Raw genomic sequence first — 14,317 nt, 5'->3', positions numbered from 1 at the left:
ACGGCGGCTAGCGGCGGCCCCGGCGGACCCTCAGGTAGTCGCTGACGACGTACTCGCCGAGCCGGTCGGCGGCGGGCGCGAACACCCGGCCGCCGTTGCGGCGCGCGACCTCCTCCACGAACGACACCAGCCGCCGGTCGTCGGCCAGCATGAAGAAGTTCATGGTGGCGCCGCGCCGGGTCATCTTGTCGACCTCGGCGAGCGTGAGCACCAGCGTGTCGGTGGACGGCGGGTAGTCGAACAGCGAGCGGCCGTCGGGGCGCAGGTGCGCGGTCGGCTCGCCGTCGGTGACGACGAGGACGATCGGCTCGAAGTCGGGGTGCCGGTCCAGGTGCCGCCCGGCGATCATCAGCGCGTGGTGCAGGTTGGTGCCCTGCACCATGTCCCAGTCGAGCCCGGCCATCTCCTCGGGGTGCAGCGTGCGCGCGTAGTTGGAGAACCCGATGATCTGGATGGCGTCCTGCGGGAACTTGCTGGTGACGAGGGTGTGCAGCGCGAGCGTGGTCTGCTTGGCGGCGGCCCACGTCCCGCGCAGCACCATCGAGTACGACAGGTCGACCAGCAGGCACACGGCCGCGCCGGTGCGCCGCTCGGTCTCGTGCACCTCGAAGTCGTCGACGCCGAGCCGCACCTTCGCCGGACGTGCCGGGCGCCGCAGCTCCACGACGTTCGCGCCGACCGGCTCCAGCACCTCGGCCGCCGCCAGGCCCTCGGGCGAGGGGGCGGGAGCCGCGACGAGCCCTGCCGCGTCTTCCAGCACGGGGCCCTCCATCGCGCTGCGGCGGATCGCGTTGCTCACCGTCCGGACGACGTCGAGGGGCTGCTCGTCGCCGAACCGCCACTCGCGGCTGGATCCGGTCAGCTCGCCGGCCTGGCCGGCGTCGCGCTGGTCGTGGTCGCCCTGCCGGCCGGACGTCAGCTGCGAGAACACCCGGCGCAGCGCCGTCTCGCCGAGCCGCCGCACCGCCTTCGGCGTCAGCTCCAGCTTCCCGCGGTTGCGCCGCAGGTAGCCCTGCTTCTCCAGCTCCTTCTCGATGCGGCGCAGCGCGTCGAGGTCGTCGACGGCCTGCCGCCCGAGCGCCCGCCGGATCGCCTCCTCGTCGACGTCGTCGAGCCGCGCGCCCGGATAGTCCTGGCCGAGCGCCGCCTCCAGCTCCGACAGGTCGGCGAGTTCCGCCAGCGCGGTCGTCGCGTCGCCCATCCCGAGCGGGTTGTCGCCGTCCATCTGCTCGGGCTGGCCCCAGCCGAGGTCGGGACGGCGGGCGCGCAGCGCGTCACCGAGCCGCGTCATCTCCATCGCCAGGCCCGCGTCCTGCATGGCCTGCTCCATCAGCCCCGCCAGCTCGGCGCGCTGCTCCGGGCTGAGCGAGGCGAGCAGCCGGTCCATCGCGGCGGCGCGGCGGGCGAGCTGGTCGACCAGCTCCTCCAGGTTCTCCGGACGCTCGGGGAACATGTCCCCGTACTCGTCCATGAACCGGTCGAAGTCGGCCGGCGTGTGCTCGCCGCGCGCGTCCTTCTCCAGCATCTCGTTCAGCGACGCCATCATGTCCTTGACGCGCTGCATCGCCGCCGGGTCCTGGTTCTGCAGGGCCTGCTTCATGCCCTGGAACTGCGAATCCAGCACCTCCCGCCGCAGCAGGTCCTTCAGCTGCTCGAACGTCTGCCGCGCCGCGTCGGACCGCCACTGGTAGTCCGACAGCCGCCGGATCGCCTGCGAGGTGTCGGACGGCAGCGTGTCCAGCTCCGCCTCGCGCAGCCGCGCGTCGTCGGACGGGTCGGGGAACAGCTCCGCCCGCTCCTGCCCGATCGCGGTGTCGAGCAGCGCCCGCGCCTCCTCCAGCGTGCCGTCGAGACGGCCGCGCTCGCGCAGCGCCCGGCGCCGCTCGCGCACCTCCCGCAGCAGGTCGTCCAGCCCGCGGCGGCCCTGCGCGTTCGGCAGCCCGCGGCGCAGCAGCTCGCGCAGCGCGTCGTCGGGACGGGTGCCGTCCAGCACCGAGTCGCCCATCGCGTCGAGCGCGTCGCGGACGTCGTAGGGCGGGGCGAGCGGGTCGGGCCCGTCCTCGTACGCGCCGTACCTGTACCGGCTCATCGAACCTCCTCGGACATGGCGCCTCCAGGACCCGCGCTCAGGTCCGGTACGTCGCCGTCCCGTCGGACCGGCCGCCCTGCACGTCCTTCGACAGCCGCCGGGTCAGGAACAGCCCCTCCAGGGCGAACTCCAGTGCGGCCGCGGCCTGCTCGGGGGACTCCCCGGACATGCCGAGCCGCTCCATGATCTTGGCGAGCCCGGGCACCTGCCCGATCCGCCGCAGCAGCTCGGTGGAGGGCACCAGCTCGCCCGACTCGACGGTGTCGCCGGAGTCGAACTTGTCCAGCAGCCCGGTCAGGTCGGCGGGGCCGAGCGTGCGCCGGTAGGTCTCGGCGACGGCGCGGCGCAGCAGGTGCTCCAGCACCTCCTGCTCGCGGCCCTCCTCGCTGACCTCGAACTCCACCTTGCCCATGAGCGACGGCACAACGGCCGGCAGGTCGCAGACGCGCGCGACGGCGCGCTCCTCGCCGGTCAGCGCCGCGCGCCGCACCGCACCCGCCGCGATGGTCTCCGCGCCCGCCAGCGCGAACCGCGCCGACACGCCGGACCGCGCGTCCACCGCCGTCGACTCCCGGACGAGCCGGGTGAACCGGGCGATGATCTCGATCAGGTGGTCGGGCACCTCGGCCGGCAGCCCCGCCAGGTCCGCGAAGTCGGACTCCTGCCGGATCAGCGCCAGCTCGGCGTCCAGTTCGAGGGGGTAGTGGGTGCGGATCTCCGCGCCGAAGCGGTCCTTCAGCGGGGTGATGATCCGGCCGCGGTTGGTGTAGTCCTCCGGGTTGGCGGACGCGATGAGCAGCACGTCCAGCGGCAGCCGCAGCGCGTAGCCGCGGATCTGCACGTCCCGCTCCTCCAGCACGTTCAGCAGCGACACCTGGATCCGCTCGGCCAGGTCGGGCAGCTCGTTGATGGAGAAGATCCCGCGGTTGGTGCGCGGGACGAGGCCGAAGTGCACGGTCTCCGGGTCGCCGAGGGTGCGGCCCTCGGCCACCTTGATGGGGTCGACGTCGCCGATGAGGTCGCCGACGCTCGTGTCGGGGGTGGCGAGCTTCTCGCCGTAGCGGTCGTCGCGGTGCCGCCACTCGACCGGCAGCTCGTCGCCCTTCTCGGCGGCGAGCCGGCGGCAGCGCACGCACACCGGGTCGTAGGGATGGTCGTTGATCTCGCAGCCGGCCACCACCGGGGTCCACTCGTCCAGCAGCCCGCCGAGGGTGCGGATCAGCCGCGTCTTGCCCTGCCCGCGCTCGCCCAGGAGAACGAGGTCGTGCCCGGCGAGCAGGGCGCGCTCGAGATGGGGGAGAACGGTGTCGTCGAAGCCGAGGATGCCGGGGAAGCGCGGCTCGCCGGATCTCAGCCGGGCGAGCAGGTTGTGGCGGATCTCGGCCTTCACCGATCGCTGGACGTGGCCGCTGGTGCGCAGCTCGCCCAGTGTGGTCTCGCGTGGTGTGGATGAACGCACGCGATCGACACTACGTCGCCGATGCGCGCGATCGCACCCGTCCGCCGCGGATTCCTTCGCCCCCCGCGACCGGGCGCGCCGGGACGCGAGCGAGACCCGGGTGTTGGGTCAGATGCGCCCGGCGGGGGAGACTGGGAGATGTGATGCGACCCGGTGAACGGAGTGAGGGAGGCGGCGCCGATGGCGCGATTCGGTGACGGCCTGGCCCTCGGCCCCGATCTGTCCAGTGCCGCCGTGTCCGCGGTCGAGCAGGCGCTCGCGCCGCTGTCCGCGGCGCCCGACCTGGTCTGCGTCTTCATCTCCGGGGACGACCCGGAGGAGATCGCGGCGGCGGCCCGGCGCGCGGCGCTGTCCGCGGCGCCCGCGCTGATGATCGGCTGCAGCGCGTCCGGGGTGATCGGCGGGGGCCGGGGCGTGGAGGACGCGGGCGCGGTCAGCGCGTGGGCGGCGGTGCTGCCCGGCGCGCGGCTGGAGGCGTTCCGGCTGGAGACCCTGAAGGCCGAGGACAAGCTGATCGTGGTCGGCATGCCGGAGGGGCAGGACGACGACGTGGTCGGGCTGCTGCTGGCCGACCCCTACAGCTTCCCGGTGGACGCGTTCGTCGAGCGCTCCGACGACGCGCTGCCCGGGCTCGCGCTGGTCGGCGGGCTCGCCGAGGCGGGCGAGCACGGCGACGCGCGGCTGTTCGTGGACGGCGACGTGCACGAGGACGGCGCGGTCGGCGTGGTCATCGGCGGCGCCGTCAGCGCGGCGACCGTCGTCAGCCAGGGCGCCCGCCCGATCGGCCCGGACATGGTGGTCACGAAGGCCGACGAGAACGTGCTGTACGAGCTGGCGGGCGTGCCGGCGCTGGAGAAGCTGGAGCAGATCGTCCTGGAGCTGCCGGAGGAGGAGCAGGAGCTGGCCGGGAGCGGCCTGCTGATCGGCGTGGCGATGGACGAGTACGCCGACGAGCACGAGCGCGGCGACTTCCTCGTCCGCGGCGTGGTCGGCGCCGACACCGACAGCGGCGCCATCGCGATCGGCGACGTGGTGGACGTCGGGCGGACCGTCCGGTTCCAGGTCCGCGACGCGGGCGCCGCCGAGGAGGAGCTGAGCGCGCTGCTCGACCGGTTCGACCTCGCGCCCGTCGAGGGCGCGCTGCTGATCTCCTGCAACGGCCGGGGGCAGGCGATGTTCCCCGACTCCGACCACGACGCCAAGGTGCTCGACCGGGCGTTCGGGCCGGCCGGGGTCGGCGGGTTCTTCGCCGCGGGCGAGATCGGCCCGGTCGCCGGGCGCAACCACGTGCACGGGTTCACCGCGTCCATCCTGGCCTTCGGCCGCGCGGAGGACCGCGAAGGCGCGGGGCACCCGGAATGAGCCGGGTGCTGGCGGTGGACATCGGCGGCACGAAACTGGCCGCGGCGGTCGTCGAGCCCGGCGGGCGGGTCGCCGCCTACGACCGGGTCGCGACCCCGAAGGGCGAGGGCCTGGACGCCGAGGGCCTGTGGCGGACGCTGACCGGGCTGCTCGACAAGGTGCACGCCGACGCCGGGTCGCCGCCGCTCGCCGGGGTCGGCGTCGGCTGCGGCGGCCCGATGACCTGGCCCGCCGCCGAGGTGTCGCCGCTCAACATCCCGGCGTGGCGGGGGTTCCCGCTGCGCGAGCGGCTGCGCGCCCGCCACCCGGGGCTGCCCGTCCACGTCCACAACGACGCCATCTGCGTCGCGATCGGCGAGCACTGGCGCGGCGCCGGGCGCGGCCGCGGCAACCTGCTGGGGATGGTGGTGTCCACCGGCGTCGGCGGCGGCCTGATCCTCGGCGGCCGGCTCGTGGACGGCGCGAGCGGCAACGCCGGGCACATCGGCCATGTGGTCGTCGAGCCGGACGGGCCGCCGTGCGAGTGCGGCGGGCGCGGCTGCCTGGAGGCGATCGCCCGCGGCCCCGGCCTGGTCGCGTGGGCGCGCGGGGAGGGCTGGCGGCCCGGCGGCCACGACGTCACCGGCGTCGAGCTGGCCTCCGACGCGCGCCGCGGCCACCCGGTCGCGGTCGCCGCGATGCGCCGCGCCGGCCACGCGATCGGCGTCGCGGTCGCGTCGGCGACCCACCTGTGCGACCTGGAGGTCGTCGCGATCGGCGGCGGGGTGTCGCAGGCGGGCGCGCTGCTGTTCGACCCGCTGGACAAGGCGTTCCGGGCGCACGCCCGGATGGCCTTCGCGCGCAAGACGCAGATCGTCCCCGCCGCGCTCGGGCAGACCGCCGGGCTGATCGGCGCCGCCGCGCTGATCTTCGCCCAAGATCGTTACTGGAGCGCCGGCTGAGCCCCGCGCCGTGCGAAGATCGTGGCATGAGCACCGTCTCCGTCGACGACGTCCGCGCCGCGCGCGACCTGCTCCGCGGGGTGGCGGTGCCCACCCCGCTGATCCCGTCCCGGGTGCTGTCGGAGCTGCTCGGCGGGCCGGTGCTGCTCAAGTGCGAGAACCTGCAGCGCACCGGCTCGTTCAAGATCCGCGGCGCGTACGTGCGGATCGCCCGGCTGAGCGACGCCGAGCGCGCCCGCGGGGTCGTCGCGGCCAGCGCCGGCAACCACGCGCAGGGCGTCGCGCTCGCCGCGTCCATGCTCGGCTGCGCGTCGACGGTGTTCATGCCGGTCGGCGCGCCGCTGCCGAAGATCGCGGCCACCAAGGGGTACGGCGCGCGGGTGCTGTTCCCCGGCCCGACCGTCGACGACTGCCTCGTCGCCGCGCGGAAGCACGCCGAGGAGACCGGCGCCGTCTTCATCCACCCGTTCGACCACCCGGACGTGGTGGCCGGTCAGGCCACGATCGGGCTGGAGATCCTGGAGCAGTGCCCGGACGTCGCGACCGTCGTCGGCGCGGTCGGCGGCGGCGGGCTGATGTCCGGCGTCGCCGCGGCGCTGAAGGGCGCGGCGAAGGACCTCGGCCGCGACGCGGGCATCAAGGTGATCGGCGCGCAGGCCAAGCGGGCGGCGGCGTTCCCGCCCTCGCTCGCGGCGGGCCGGCCCACCCGCATCGAGCTCCAGCCGACGATGGCGGACGGCATCGCGGTCGGCTGCCCCGGCGACCTCACCTACGCCCTGGTCACCGACCTCGTCGACGCCGTCGTCACGGTCACCGAGGAGTCGATCTCGCAGGCGCTGCTGCTGTGCCTGGAGCGCGCCAAGCAGGTCGTCGAGCCGGCGGGCGCGGCCGGGGTCGCGGCGCTGCTGGAGCACTCCTACGCGGTGAAGCCGCCGGCCGTGGTGCTGCTGTCGGGCGGCAACATCGACCCGCTGCTGCTGTCGAAGGTGCTGCGTCACGGCCTGGCGGGCGCCGGCCGGTACCTGGTCGTCCGGTGCCGCCTCAAGGACCGTCCCGGCGCGCTCGTCACGCTGCTGAGCGAGCTCGCCGAGCTGGGCGTCAACGTGCTGGACGTGATGCACGAGCGGGTCGCCGCGCGCCTGCACGTCGAGGAGGCCGAGGTGCTGATGCACCTGGAGACCCGCGGCGCCGACCACTCCGAGGACGTCATCGGCCGCCTCCGCGAAAAGGGCTACACCCTCACGCTCAGTTGATTGCACCGCCCTCGGCGTCAGGCGCTGGAGCGCCTTCCTTCAACGGGCGATGCGGCGATCGCTGCATCGCTCCGACTCGCTAGCGCTCGCTGCGCGATCGGATTCTCGCTCCGCTCGAATCCGGCTTCGCTCGCGATCGCAACGCTGATGTCGTGGGTGGTCGGGCTTGCGGCGAGGGAGCAGGGCTCCCTCGCCGCAGCACTCGTCAGAGGGCGGGCTTGCCCTCGGAGTAGAGCCACTTGGTGGCCCAGTCGTCCAGGTTCTTGTGCGAGATCTTCTCGGCGAACGCGACGAACTCCTTCGTCGAGGCGTTGCCGTAGCGGTGGCTCGTGGGCCACGCCTTCAGCAGCTTGTAGAACGCCTTGTCGCCGATCGTCGTGCGCAGGACGTGGATGGCCATCGCGCCGCGGTCGTAGACCAGGCCGTCGAAGATGTGGTCGCGGCCCGGGTCCGCGACCTTGCCCTTCCACAGGTCGTCGCTCGCGGGCGTGGCGTAGTCGGCGTTGAAGCTGTCCTGGACGGGCTTGCCGGTGAACTTCTCGTAGTACAGCCACTCCGAGTAGGTCGCGAAGCCCTCGTTGAGCCAGATGTCGGCCCACCGCTGCGGCGACACCGCGTCGCCGAACCACTGGTGGCCGAGCTCGTGCGCGAGCAGGTCGCCGCTCGGGATCGCGCCCGGGTGGCGGCCGAGGTCGTACACCGGGCGGCCCTGGGTCTCCAGCGCGTACCCGACGCCCGCCTTCACCGTGACGCCGCCGGTGGAGGTGAACGGGTAGCGGCCGTAGATCCCGGCCTCGAAGTCCACGACCTGCGCGGTCTGCTCGTTGAACTTCTTGGCGTCCGCGGCCGAGATGCCCATCGCGTGGTCGGTCGCGGTCAGGTTCGGGACGCCGCCCTTCGTGCGCCCGTTGACCACGTCGTACTTGCCGAACGCGACCATGGCCAGCTCGCTGGCCATCGGGTTGCGCGCCTCCCAGCGCGTGGTGGTCAGCCCGCCGCTGGTGCGCCTGCCGGTCAGGTCGCCGTTGGCGAGCGTGGTGAGGTCCTTCGGCGCGGTGAGCGTGAAGGAGTACGTCGCCTTGTCGGTCGGGTGGTCGTTCACCGGGTAGACGGTGGCGGCGCCGATCGGCTGGTTCAGCATGATCCCGCCGTCGGCCGTCGGGATCCACCCGGAGACGCCCAGCGCCGGATCGTTGATCGTCTGCGGGACGCCGGAGTAGACGGCCCGGACCTGGAAGCGGCGGTGCTCGCGCAGCCCCTTCCGCGGCGTGATCACCAGCTCCTGCGTCCCGGTCCGCTTGTAGGACGCCGGGTGCCCGTCCACCGTCAGCGACGAGATCTTCAGCGGGCCCTGGAAGTCCAGGTCGAACCGCGACAGGTCCTGGGTGGCCCGCGCGGTGACCGTCGTGACGGCCTGGATCGCCTTCGTCTTCGGGTCGTAGCGCAGCGCGATGTCGTAGTGGGCGACGTCGTAGCCGCCGTTGCCCATGTCCGGGAAATAGGGGTCGCCCGCGCCGGGCGCCCCCGGGGTGAACCGTACGGCGTCCGCGCCGGCGGGGGCCGCCGCCGACACCAGGAGGCCCGCCGCGGCGCCGAGCGCCACGACGGCCAGGGCTCTGGGGGATCTGCTCATCGACCTCGTCCTCGGGTGAGACGACACAAGTGGATCAAGACTTTCCCGTGCCGGGGCGGTGTTCAAGCGCGTTTCCATCTCGAATTCGTCGCCGAGGGACGGATTTCGCGGCGGAACCGGGGCTTTCCGGGAGTCTTACCGTTCCTTCACCGCGCCGGGCGGCCCTTCTTGTACAGCCAGGCGTCGAAGAAGGCGTCCAGGCTCTTGCCGGAGACCTTGTTCGCCATCGCGATGAACTGCTGCGTCGTGCCCGTCGAGTACTTGCGGTCCTTGGTCCAGGTCTGGAGCAGCCGGTAGAAGGCGTCCTCGCCGATCCGGTCGCGCAGCGCGACCAGCGTCATGCCGCCCCGGTCGTACACCGAGCGCCCGAACATCTGGCGGCGCCCCGGGTTGCCCGGCGGGACGCTCCACAGCTCGCCGGCCGACCCCTCGCGGTACCGCTCGTCGAACTGCTCCTTGACGCTCGGCCCGCCGGACTTCTCGCCCCACAGCCACTCCGCGTACGTCGCGAAGCCCTCGTTCAGCCAGATGTCCTGCCAGCGGCCGACACTCACGCTGTCGCCGAACCACTGGTGCGACAGCTCGTGCGCGACGACCGTCGGCTGGAGCCCGAACGCCCCGTACACCGGCCGGGTCTGGGTCTCCAGCGCGAAGTCGACCTGCGCGTTGTCGATCAGCCCGCCGGCCGAGTCGAACGGGTACGGGCCGAACAGCTTGGACCACTGGTCGATGACGTCGGCGTTCAGCTTGGCGAACGCGTCCACGTTCACGCCCGGCACGCTCGGGTCGACCGCGGTGATGACCGGGATGCCGCTCGCGGTCTTGCCCGTCCGGACCTCGAACCGGCCGACGTCGACCGTCGCGAGGTAGGTCGCCATCGGCTCCTTGACGTGCCAGGTCGTGGTGGTCGCGGCGCGGCGGTCGGCGGCCGGGACGACCGACGGGCCGCCGATCGGCGATGCGCCGCCGGGCGACTCGCCGCCGCCCCCGCCACCGCCGGGTCCGCCGGGCAGGGTGGGGGCGCCGCCGCCCCCCGATCCCGTCACGGGCGTCGTCGGCTCGCCGTTGGCGATCGCCGTCAGCCCCTGCGGCACGGTGACCTCGAAGTCGAAGGTGGCCTTGTCGCTCGGATGGTCGTTGGCCGGGAACCAGGTGTGCGCGCCGCTCGGCTCGCAGGCGATGAAGACCCCGTCGGACGTGCGGACCCACCCGTAGGTGCCGAGGATCGGGTCGGAGATGGTGCGCGGCGTCCCCGAGTACTTCACCACCGTGGTGAACTTCGCGCCCTTCGGCAGTTCCTTGGCGGGGGAGACCTCCAGCTCGCTGCCCGCCCGCTGCTGCCGCGCGGGCTTGCCGTTCACGGTGATGGAGGAGACGGTGAGGCCGGTCAGGTCGAGGTTGAAGCGGCCCAGCTGCTCCTTGGCCGTCGCGGTGATCGTCGCCGTGGCGTCCAGCTGGGTGGACGCGTCCGGCGTGATGTTCAGCTTCAGGCTGTAGTTCTGCACGTCGTAGCCGCCGTTCCCGTCGCCGGGGACGTACGGGTCGCCGGCGGTCGTCGGGCCGGCGGGGCCCGCGGCGGCGGACGAGGCCGAGGACGGCCCGGACCCCGAGTCGCCGTCGCCGATCGTGACGTGGCAGGCGGTCAGCGAGCCCGCGACGGCGAGCGCCGCCAGCCCGGCGGCGCCGCGGAGCGCGGTGCCCCGGCCGCGGCGGGGACTGGGGGAGTATCCGGCCATATGCACGCCGCCCAGCCTGCCCGTGCCGGGCCGTGCCGGGCAACTCCGGGACGCCTCAGTTGCGCATGTACGGGTTGGGAACATGCGAGCCGGCGTTGATGACCACCGTCCTTGCGACCTTGTCGTGCAGCGCCTGCTTGCGCGGGTCCCACAGGATCCACAGCACGTCGATGAGCCAGATCAGGCAGCAGATCTCGCCGAGGATGTTGTAGAACGCCGCGCGGGCCGCCGACTGCCCGGTGCTCACCGCGAGGCCGTCGTCCTGCCGGACGACCCGGATCTTCAGCAGCATCTTGCCGAGCGTCTGCCCCCACCTGGCGGTCATCAGCCAGAAGTAGAGGAAGCTCAGCACGATGCTGACGGCGTTGGTGCCGACGCGGGCGCCGTTGTACATGCTCCCGTTGTTGTTGACCACGTTGTCCCAGTTGATGAACGGCAGAGAGATCAGCCCGGTGACGACGCCGATGATGATCGCGTCGATGACGGCCGCGCCGAGGCGCGCCCAGCGGCTGGCCAGCCCCGCGGACGGGTCGGCGTACTCGCCCTGCCCGCCGCCCTGGTACCTGGGCAGTCCTCCGTAGGGGTCGCCGTAGCCGGGGTAGGGCTGCTGCTCCCCGTAGCCCGGCTGGCCGCCGTAGGGCTGCTGTCCGTACTGCTGTTGGTCGCCGTAACCCGGTTGACCGTAACCGGGCTGGCCCTGGCCGGGCTGGCCGTAGCCGGGCTGGCCCTCCTGGCCCGGCTGGCCGTAGCCGGGCTGGCCGTAGCCCGGCTGTTCGCCGTACGGCTGCTGCCCGCCGTACGGCGGACCGCCATACGGTCCGGGCTGCTGCTGCCCGTGCGGCCGGTCTTCCGGCTGGTCCCCGGACGGGGGGTCATTGGGCGGTTGCGTCATGCCTGAGAGGTTCGCCGCGCCGCGTCCGTCCAAACCTCGCCGCCGCTTCGGGCACCGCAATGTTTACCGCGCGGATGATCGAGGGTTGCCCCCGGCGCGGGAATCAGGTACGCGCGTACGGGTCGGGCGCCCATGCGGGCGCACGCACCACGACCGTCCCGGCCACCATGTCGTGCACGGCCTGCCGGTCGCCGTCCCACAGGATCCACGCGTCGTCGAGCATCACGATGAGCCCGAACAGCCCGCCGAACGGCAGCAGGATGTTCAGCACCGTCGTGAGGATCGCGCCCAGGTAGATGAACGCCTGCCGGACCATGATCTGGCCCCAGCCGGCGGCCGTGTGGTCGCCGGCCCGCACCACCCGGATCCCGACCGCGCGCTTGCCGAGCGTCTGCCCCCACCTGGCGTGCTGGATCGTGTAATAGGCGAAGCCGAGCAGGATCACGACGACGTAGCCGGCGAACAGGCGCGGGAGGTTGTACATGTCCAGCGGGTCGTCGAGGGTCCGTCCGCTCTCGGTGACCTCCCGCATCCGGTCCCAGCGGATGGACAGCAGCAGGACCGGCAGCCCGAAGATCCCGACGATGAGGTTGTCGAGGAGCCCGGCCACGAACCGCAGCCCGCGCCCGGCCAGGACGTTCGCCTGCCCGGGGCCGAAGGGCGGCTGGCCGTAACCGCCCGGCCCGTAGCCGCCTCCGTAGGGCCCGTAACCGGGCGGCGCCTGCCCGTACGGCGCCTGCGGCCCGTAGGGAGCCTGGCCATATCCGGCCTGGCCGGTTCCGGGCGGCGGGCCGTAACCCGGTGCGGGAGCCCCGCCGGGCGGCGGGCCGTAGCCGGGCCCGGGAGCGCCACCGGGCGGGGGCGCGAACCCGGGCCGCGGGGCTCCGGGGGGCGCGCCGTACGACCCCTGGTACGGCGGAGGACGGTCGTCGGCCGGTTCCGCCGGCGCGGGGACGTCCGGCCGGGCGGGCTCAGCGGCCTCCGCAGGCGGCGCGGCCGCCGCGTCGGGGGAGGCCCAGCCCTGGTCGGACGGCTCGTGGCTCGGCGGCGCCCCGGAATCCTTGGGCGGCTCGGCGTTCTGCGGCGGTTCGGTCATGAGCCCACAGTGTGCCCGTCCCGGCCGGCGTCCGCTCGCCGGCGCCCTGACCGGCCCTGGACACCGCCGTCCCGGGACCGGTCAAGCCGCGCGCCGGCGGAGCGTCACAGGTTGCCGCGGCGCTCCTGCTCCCGCTCGATCGCCTCGAACAGCGCCTTGAAGTTGCCCTTGCCGAAGCCGAGCGACCCGTGCCGCTCGATCAGCTCGAAGAACACCGTCGGACGGTCCTGGACGGGCTTGGTGAAGATCTGCAGCAGGTAGCCGTCCTCGTCCCGGTCCACCAGGATGCGGCGCTCCTTCAGCTCCTCGATCGGCACCCGCACCTGCCCGATGCGCTCGCGCAGCTCCGGGTCCTCGTAGTAGGAGTCGGGGCTGTCCAGGAACTCCACGCCGGCCGCGCGCATCCGGTCCACCGAGGCCAGGATGTCGTTGGTGGCCAGCGCGATGTGCTGGACGCCGGGCCCGCCGTAGAACTCCAGGTACTCGTCGATCTGCGACTTGCGCCTGCTCTCCGCCGGCTCGTTCAGCGGGAACTTCACCTTCCGGGTGCCGTCCGCGACGACCTTCGACATCAGCGCGGAGTACTCGGTCGCGATGTCGTCGCCGACGAACTCGGCCATGTCGGTGAAGCCCATGACGCGGTGGTAGAACTCGGCCCACTCGTCCATGCGCTCGACGTTGCCGACGCAGTGGTCGATCGCCTGGAAGAACCTCTTGTCCGGCGGCTCGACGATCGGGTCGGCGGCCTCGAAGCCCGGCAGGTACGGGCCGGAGTAGTTGGAGCGGTCGACCAGCGAGTGCCGCGTCTCGCCGTAGGCGGCGATCGCCGCGATCGTCACCTTGCCGTGCTCGTCCTCCAGGACGTGCGGCTCCTCGACGCCCGTCGCGCCCTTGGCGAGCGCGTGCCGGTACGCGTGCTCCACGTCCGGCACCTCGATCGCCAGGTCGACGATCCCGTCGCCGTGCTCGGCGATGTGCCGGCCGATCGCGGTCCCCGCCTTCACCGGGCCGCGGAACACGAACCGGGCGCCGCCCGACTCCAGCACGTGCACCGCCTCGTCCGGGCTGCCGTTCTCCGGGCCGCGGTAGGCGACCCGGCGCATCCCGAAGGCGGTCGAGTAGTAGTGCGCCGCCTGCTTGGCGTTGCCGACGGCGAAGACGACGGCGTCCATGCCCTTGACCGGAAACTCATCCATGCCCACTAATCTGGGCATACGCCTACAAGGTGCGCAACAGTCGCCGAAACTACTGGGCAATCTGTACAGTCATCGAGGGAAACGGCCGGTCGCCCTGTACAGCGTGACCAGGGCCACACGACGCCGGGAGGACACCGTGCCCATCGACGAGCTGGACGGCCGGCTGATCGAGATGTTCGCCGCCGAGCCCCGCGTCGGGGTGCTGGAGGCGTCCCGCCGCCTCGGCGTCGCGCGCGGCACCGTCCAGGCCCGCCTGGACCGGCTGGCGCGCGACGGCGTCCTCGCCGGCTTCGGCCCCGAGATCGACCCGGCCGCGCTCGGCTACGGCGTCACCGCGTTCGTCACCCTGCAGCTGCGGCAGGCCGGCGGGCACGACCCCGTCGCCCGCCGCCTCGCCCAGGTGCCCGAGGTGATCGAGGCGCACACCATCACCGGCCCCGGCGACATGCTCTGCCGCATCGTCGCGCGCAGCAACGCCGACCTGCAGCGCGTCATCGACGTGGTCGTGGACGTGGCGGGCGTCGAGCGCGCCTCCTCGGTGATCTCGCTCGCCAACCAGATCCCGTACCGCACCCTCCCCCTCGTGCGAAAGGTGTCCTCGGAGGCGCACACGTGTGCGCCTTCGAGGACACCTTGAAAACACTGTTCGCGGCCCGGCCG

At 73.0% G+C, this 14,317-nt stretch carries 11 protein-coding genes; 4 read left to right on the top strand and 7 right to left on the bottom strand.

All coding sequences use genetic code 11. The features are described 5' to 3' along the window. Window positions 1-7: 7 nt before the first annotated feature. Window positions 8-2,089, bottom strand: coding sequence for a vWA domain-containing protein (locus tag ABD296_RS17055; RefSeq protein ID WP_344267591.1), 2,082 nt, complete (start codon window positions 2,087-2,089; stop codon window positions 8-10). Window positions 2,090-2,126: 37 nt separating this feature from the next. Then, a complete protein-coding gene (locus tag ABD296_RS17050) occupies window positions 2,127-3,548 on the bottom strand; it encodes a sigma 54-interacting transcriptional regulator (RefSeq protein WP_344267589.1) in 1,422 nt (473 codons plus the stop codon). 180 nt (window positions 3,549-3,728) lie between these two features. Here ABD296_RS17050 and ABD296_RS17045 point away from each other — a divergent pair, with 180 nt between their 5' ends. From ABD296_RS17045 to ilvA, 3 genes are read left to right on the top strand one after another with little or no spacing between them, the layout of a single operon-like run. After that, complete coding sequence (locus ABD296_RS17045; protein ID WP_344267587.1) at window positions 3,729-4,910, top strand: FIST signal transduction protein; 1,182 nt, start codon at window positions 3,729-3,731, stop codon at window positions 4,908-4,910. Further along, on the top strand, window positions 4,907-5,851 hold the full coding sequence (locus tag ABD296_RS17040; protein WP_344267585.1) for an ROK family protein: 945 nt from the start codon (window positions 4,907-4,909) through the stop codon (window positions 5,849-5,851). The genes ABD296_RS17045 and ABD296_RS17040 overlap by 4 nt, the downstream gene beginning before the upstream one ends. Before the next feature lie 26 nt (window positions 5,852-5,877). Further along, complete coding sequence (ilvA, locus tag ABD296_RS17035; RefSeq protein WP_344267583.1) at window positions 5,878-7,104, top strand: threonine ammonia-lyase; 1,227 nt, start codon at window positions 5,878-5,880, stop codon at window positions 7,102-7,104. A gap of 205 nt (window positions 7,105-7,309) precedes the next feature. Here the strand turns inward: ilvA and ABD296_RS17030 are convergent, their stop codons facing one another. The 5 genes from ABD296_RS17030 to hppD form a co-directional block, all read right to left on the bottom strand. Then, a complete protein-coding gene (locus tag ABD296_RS17030; RefSeq protein ID WP_344267581.1) occupies window positions 7,310-8,737 on the bottom strand; it encodes a M1 family metallopeptidase in 1,428 nt (475 codons plus the stop codon). A gap of 146 nt (window positions 8,738-8,883) precedes the next feature. Beyond that, a complete protein-coding gene (locus ABD296_RS17025) occupies window positions 8,884-10,473 on the bottom strand; it encodes a M1 family metallopeptidase (RefSeq protein ID WP_344267650.1) in 1,590 nt (529 codons plus the stop codon). A 55-nt stretch (window positions 10,474-10,528) separates the two neighbouring features. After that, window positions 10,529-11,365, bottom strand: coding sequence for an RDD family protein (locus ABD296_RS17020; RefSeq protein ID WP_344267579.1), 837 nt, complete (start codon window positions 11,363-11,365; stop codon window positions 10,529-10,531). Between the two features lie 103 nt (window positions 11,366-11,468). Next, entirely contained in the window at window positions 11,469-12,461 is a 993-nt protein-coding gene (locus ABD296_RS17015) for an RDD family protein (protein ID WP_344267577.1), read from the bottom strand. A 104-nt stretch (window positions 12,462-12,565) separates the two neighbouring features. After that, window positions 12,566-13,657 (bottom strand): 4-hydroxyphenylpyruvate dioxygenase, encoded by a 1,092-nt coding sequence (gene hppD / locus ABD296_RS17010; RefSeq protein ID WP_344267575.1) that lies wholly within the window; start codon window positions 13,655-13,657, stop codon window positions 12,566-12,568. Between the two features lie 136 nt (window positions 13,658-13,793). On the opposite strand from hppD, the gene ABD296_RS17005 reads away from it, so the two are divergent. After that, window positions 13,794-14,294: an Lrp/AsnC family transcriptional regulator gene (locus tag ABD296_RS17005; protein ID WP_344267573.1), complete on the top strand. Its 501-nt coding sequence runs from the start codon at window positions 13,794-13,796 to the stop codon at window positions 14,292-14,294. Window positions 14,295-14,317: the final 23 nt, after the last annotated feature.

The organism is Actinomadura napierensis, from assembly GCF_039529375.1.
Taxonomy (GTDB): domain Bacteria; phylum Actinomycetota; class Actinomycetes; order Streptosporangiales; family Streptosporangiaceae; genus Spirillospora; species Spirillospora napierensis.
Note: the sequence above shows the minus strand (reverse complement) of the source record. Positions and strands in the feature narration are given on the sequence as shown.

Bases quoted from the DNA above. Each gene is read 5' to 3' on its own strand.
- ABD296_RS17055 (WP_344267591.1), bottom strand. From the start codon at position 2,089: ATGAGCCGGTACAGGTACGGCGCGTACGAGGACGGGCCCGACCCGCTC.
- ABD296_RS17045 (WP_344267587.1), top strand. From the start codon at position 3,729: ATGGCGCGATTCGGTGACGGCCTGGCCCTCGGCCCCGATCTGTCCAGT.
- ABD296_RS17040 (WP_344267585.1), top strand. From the start codon at position 4,907: ATGAGCCGGGTGCTGGCGGTGGACATCGGCGGCACGAAACTGGCCGCG.
- ilvA (WP_344267583.1), top strand. From the start codon at position 5,878: ATGAGCACCGTCTCCGTCGACGACGTCCGCGCCGCGCGCGACCTGCTC.
- ABD296_RS17030 (WP_344267581.1), bottom strand. From the start codon at position 8,737: ATGAGCAGATCCCCCAGAGCCCTGGCCGTCGTGGCGCTCGGCGCCGCG.
- ABD296_RS17025 (WP_344267650.1), bottom strand. From the start codon at position 10,473: ATGGCCGGATACTCCCCCAGTCCCCGCCGCGGCCGGGGCACCGCGCTC.
- ABD296_RS17020 (WP_344267579.1), bottom strand. From the start codon at position 11,365: ATGACGCAACCGCCCAATGACCCCCCGTCCGGGGACCAGCCGGAAGAC.
- ABD296_RS17015 (WP_344267577.1), bottom strand. From the start codon at position 12,461: ATGACCGAACCGCCGCAGAACGCCGAGCCGCCCAAGGATTCCGGGGCG.
- hppD (WP_344267575.1), bottom strand. From the start codon at position 13,657: ATGGATGAGTTTCCGGTCAAGGGCATGGACGCCGTCGTCTTCGCCGTC.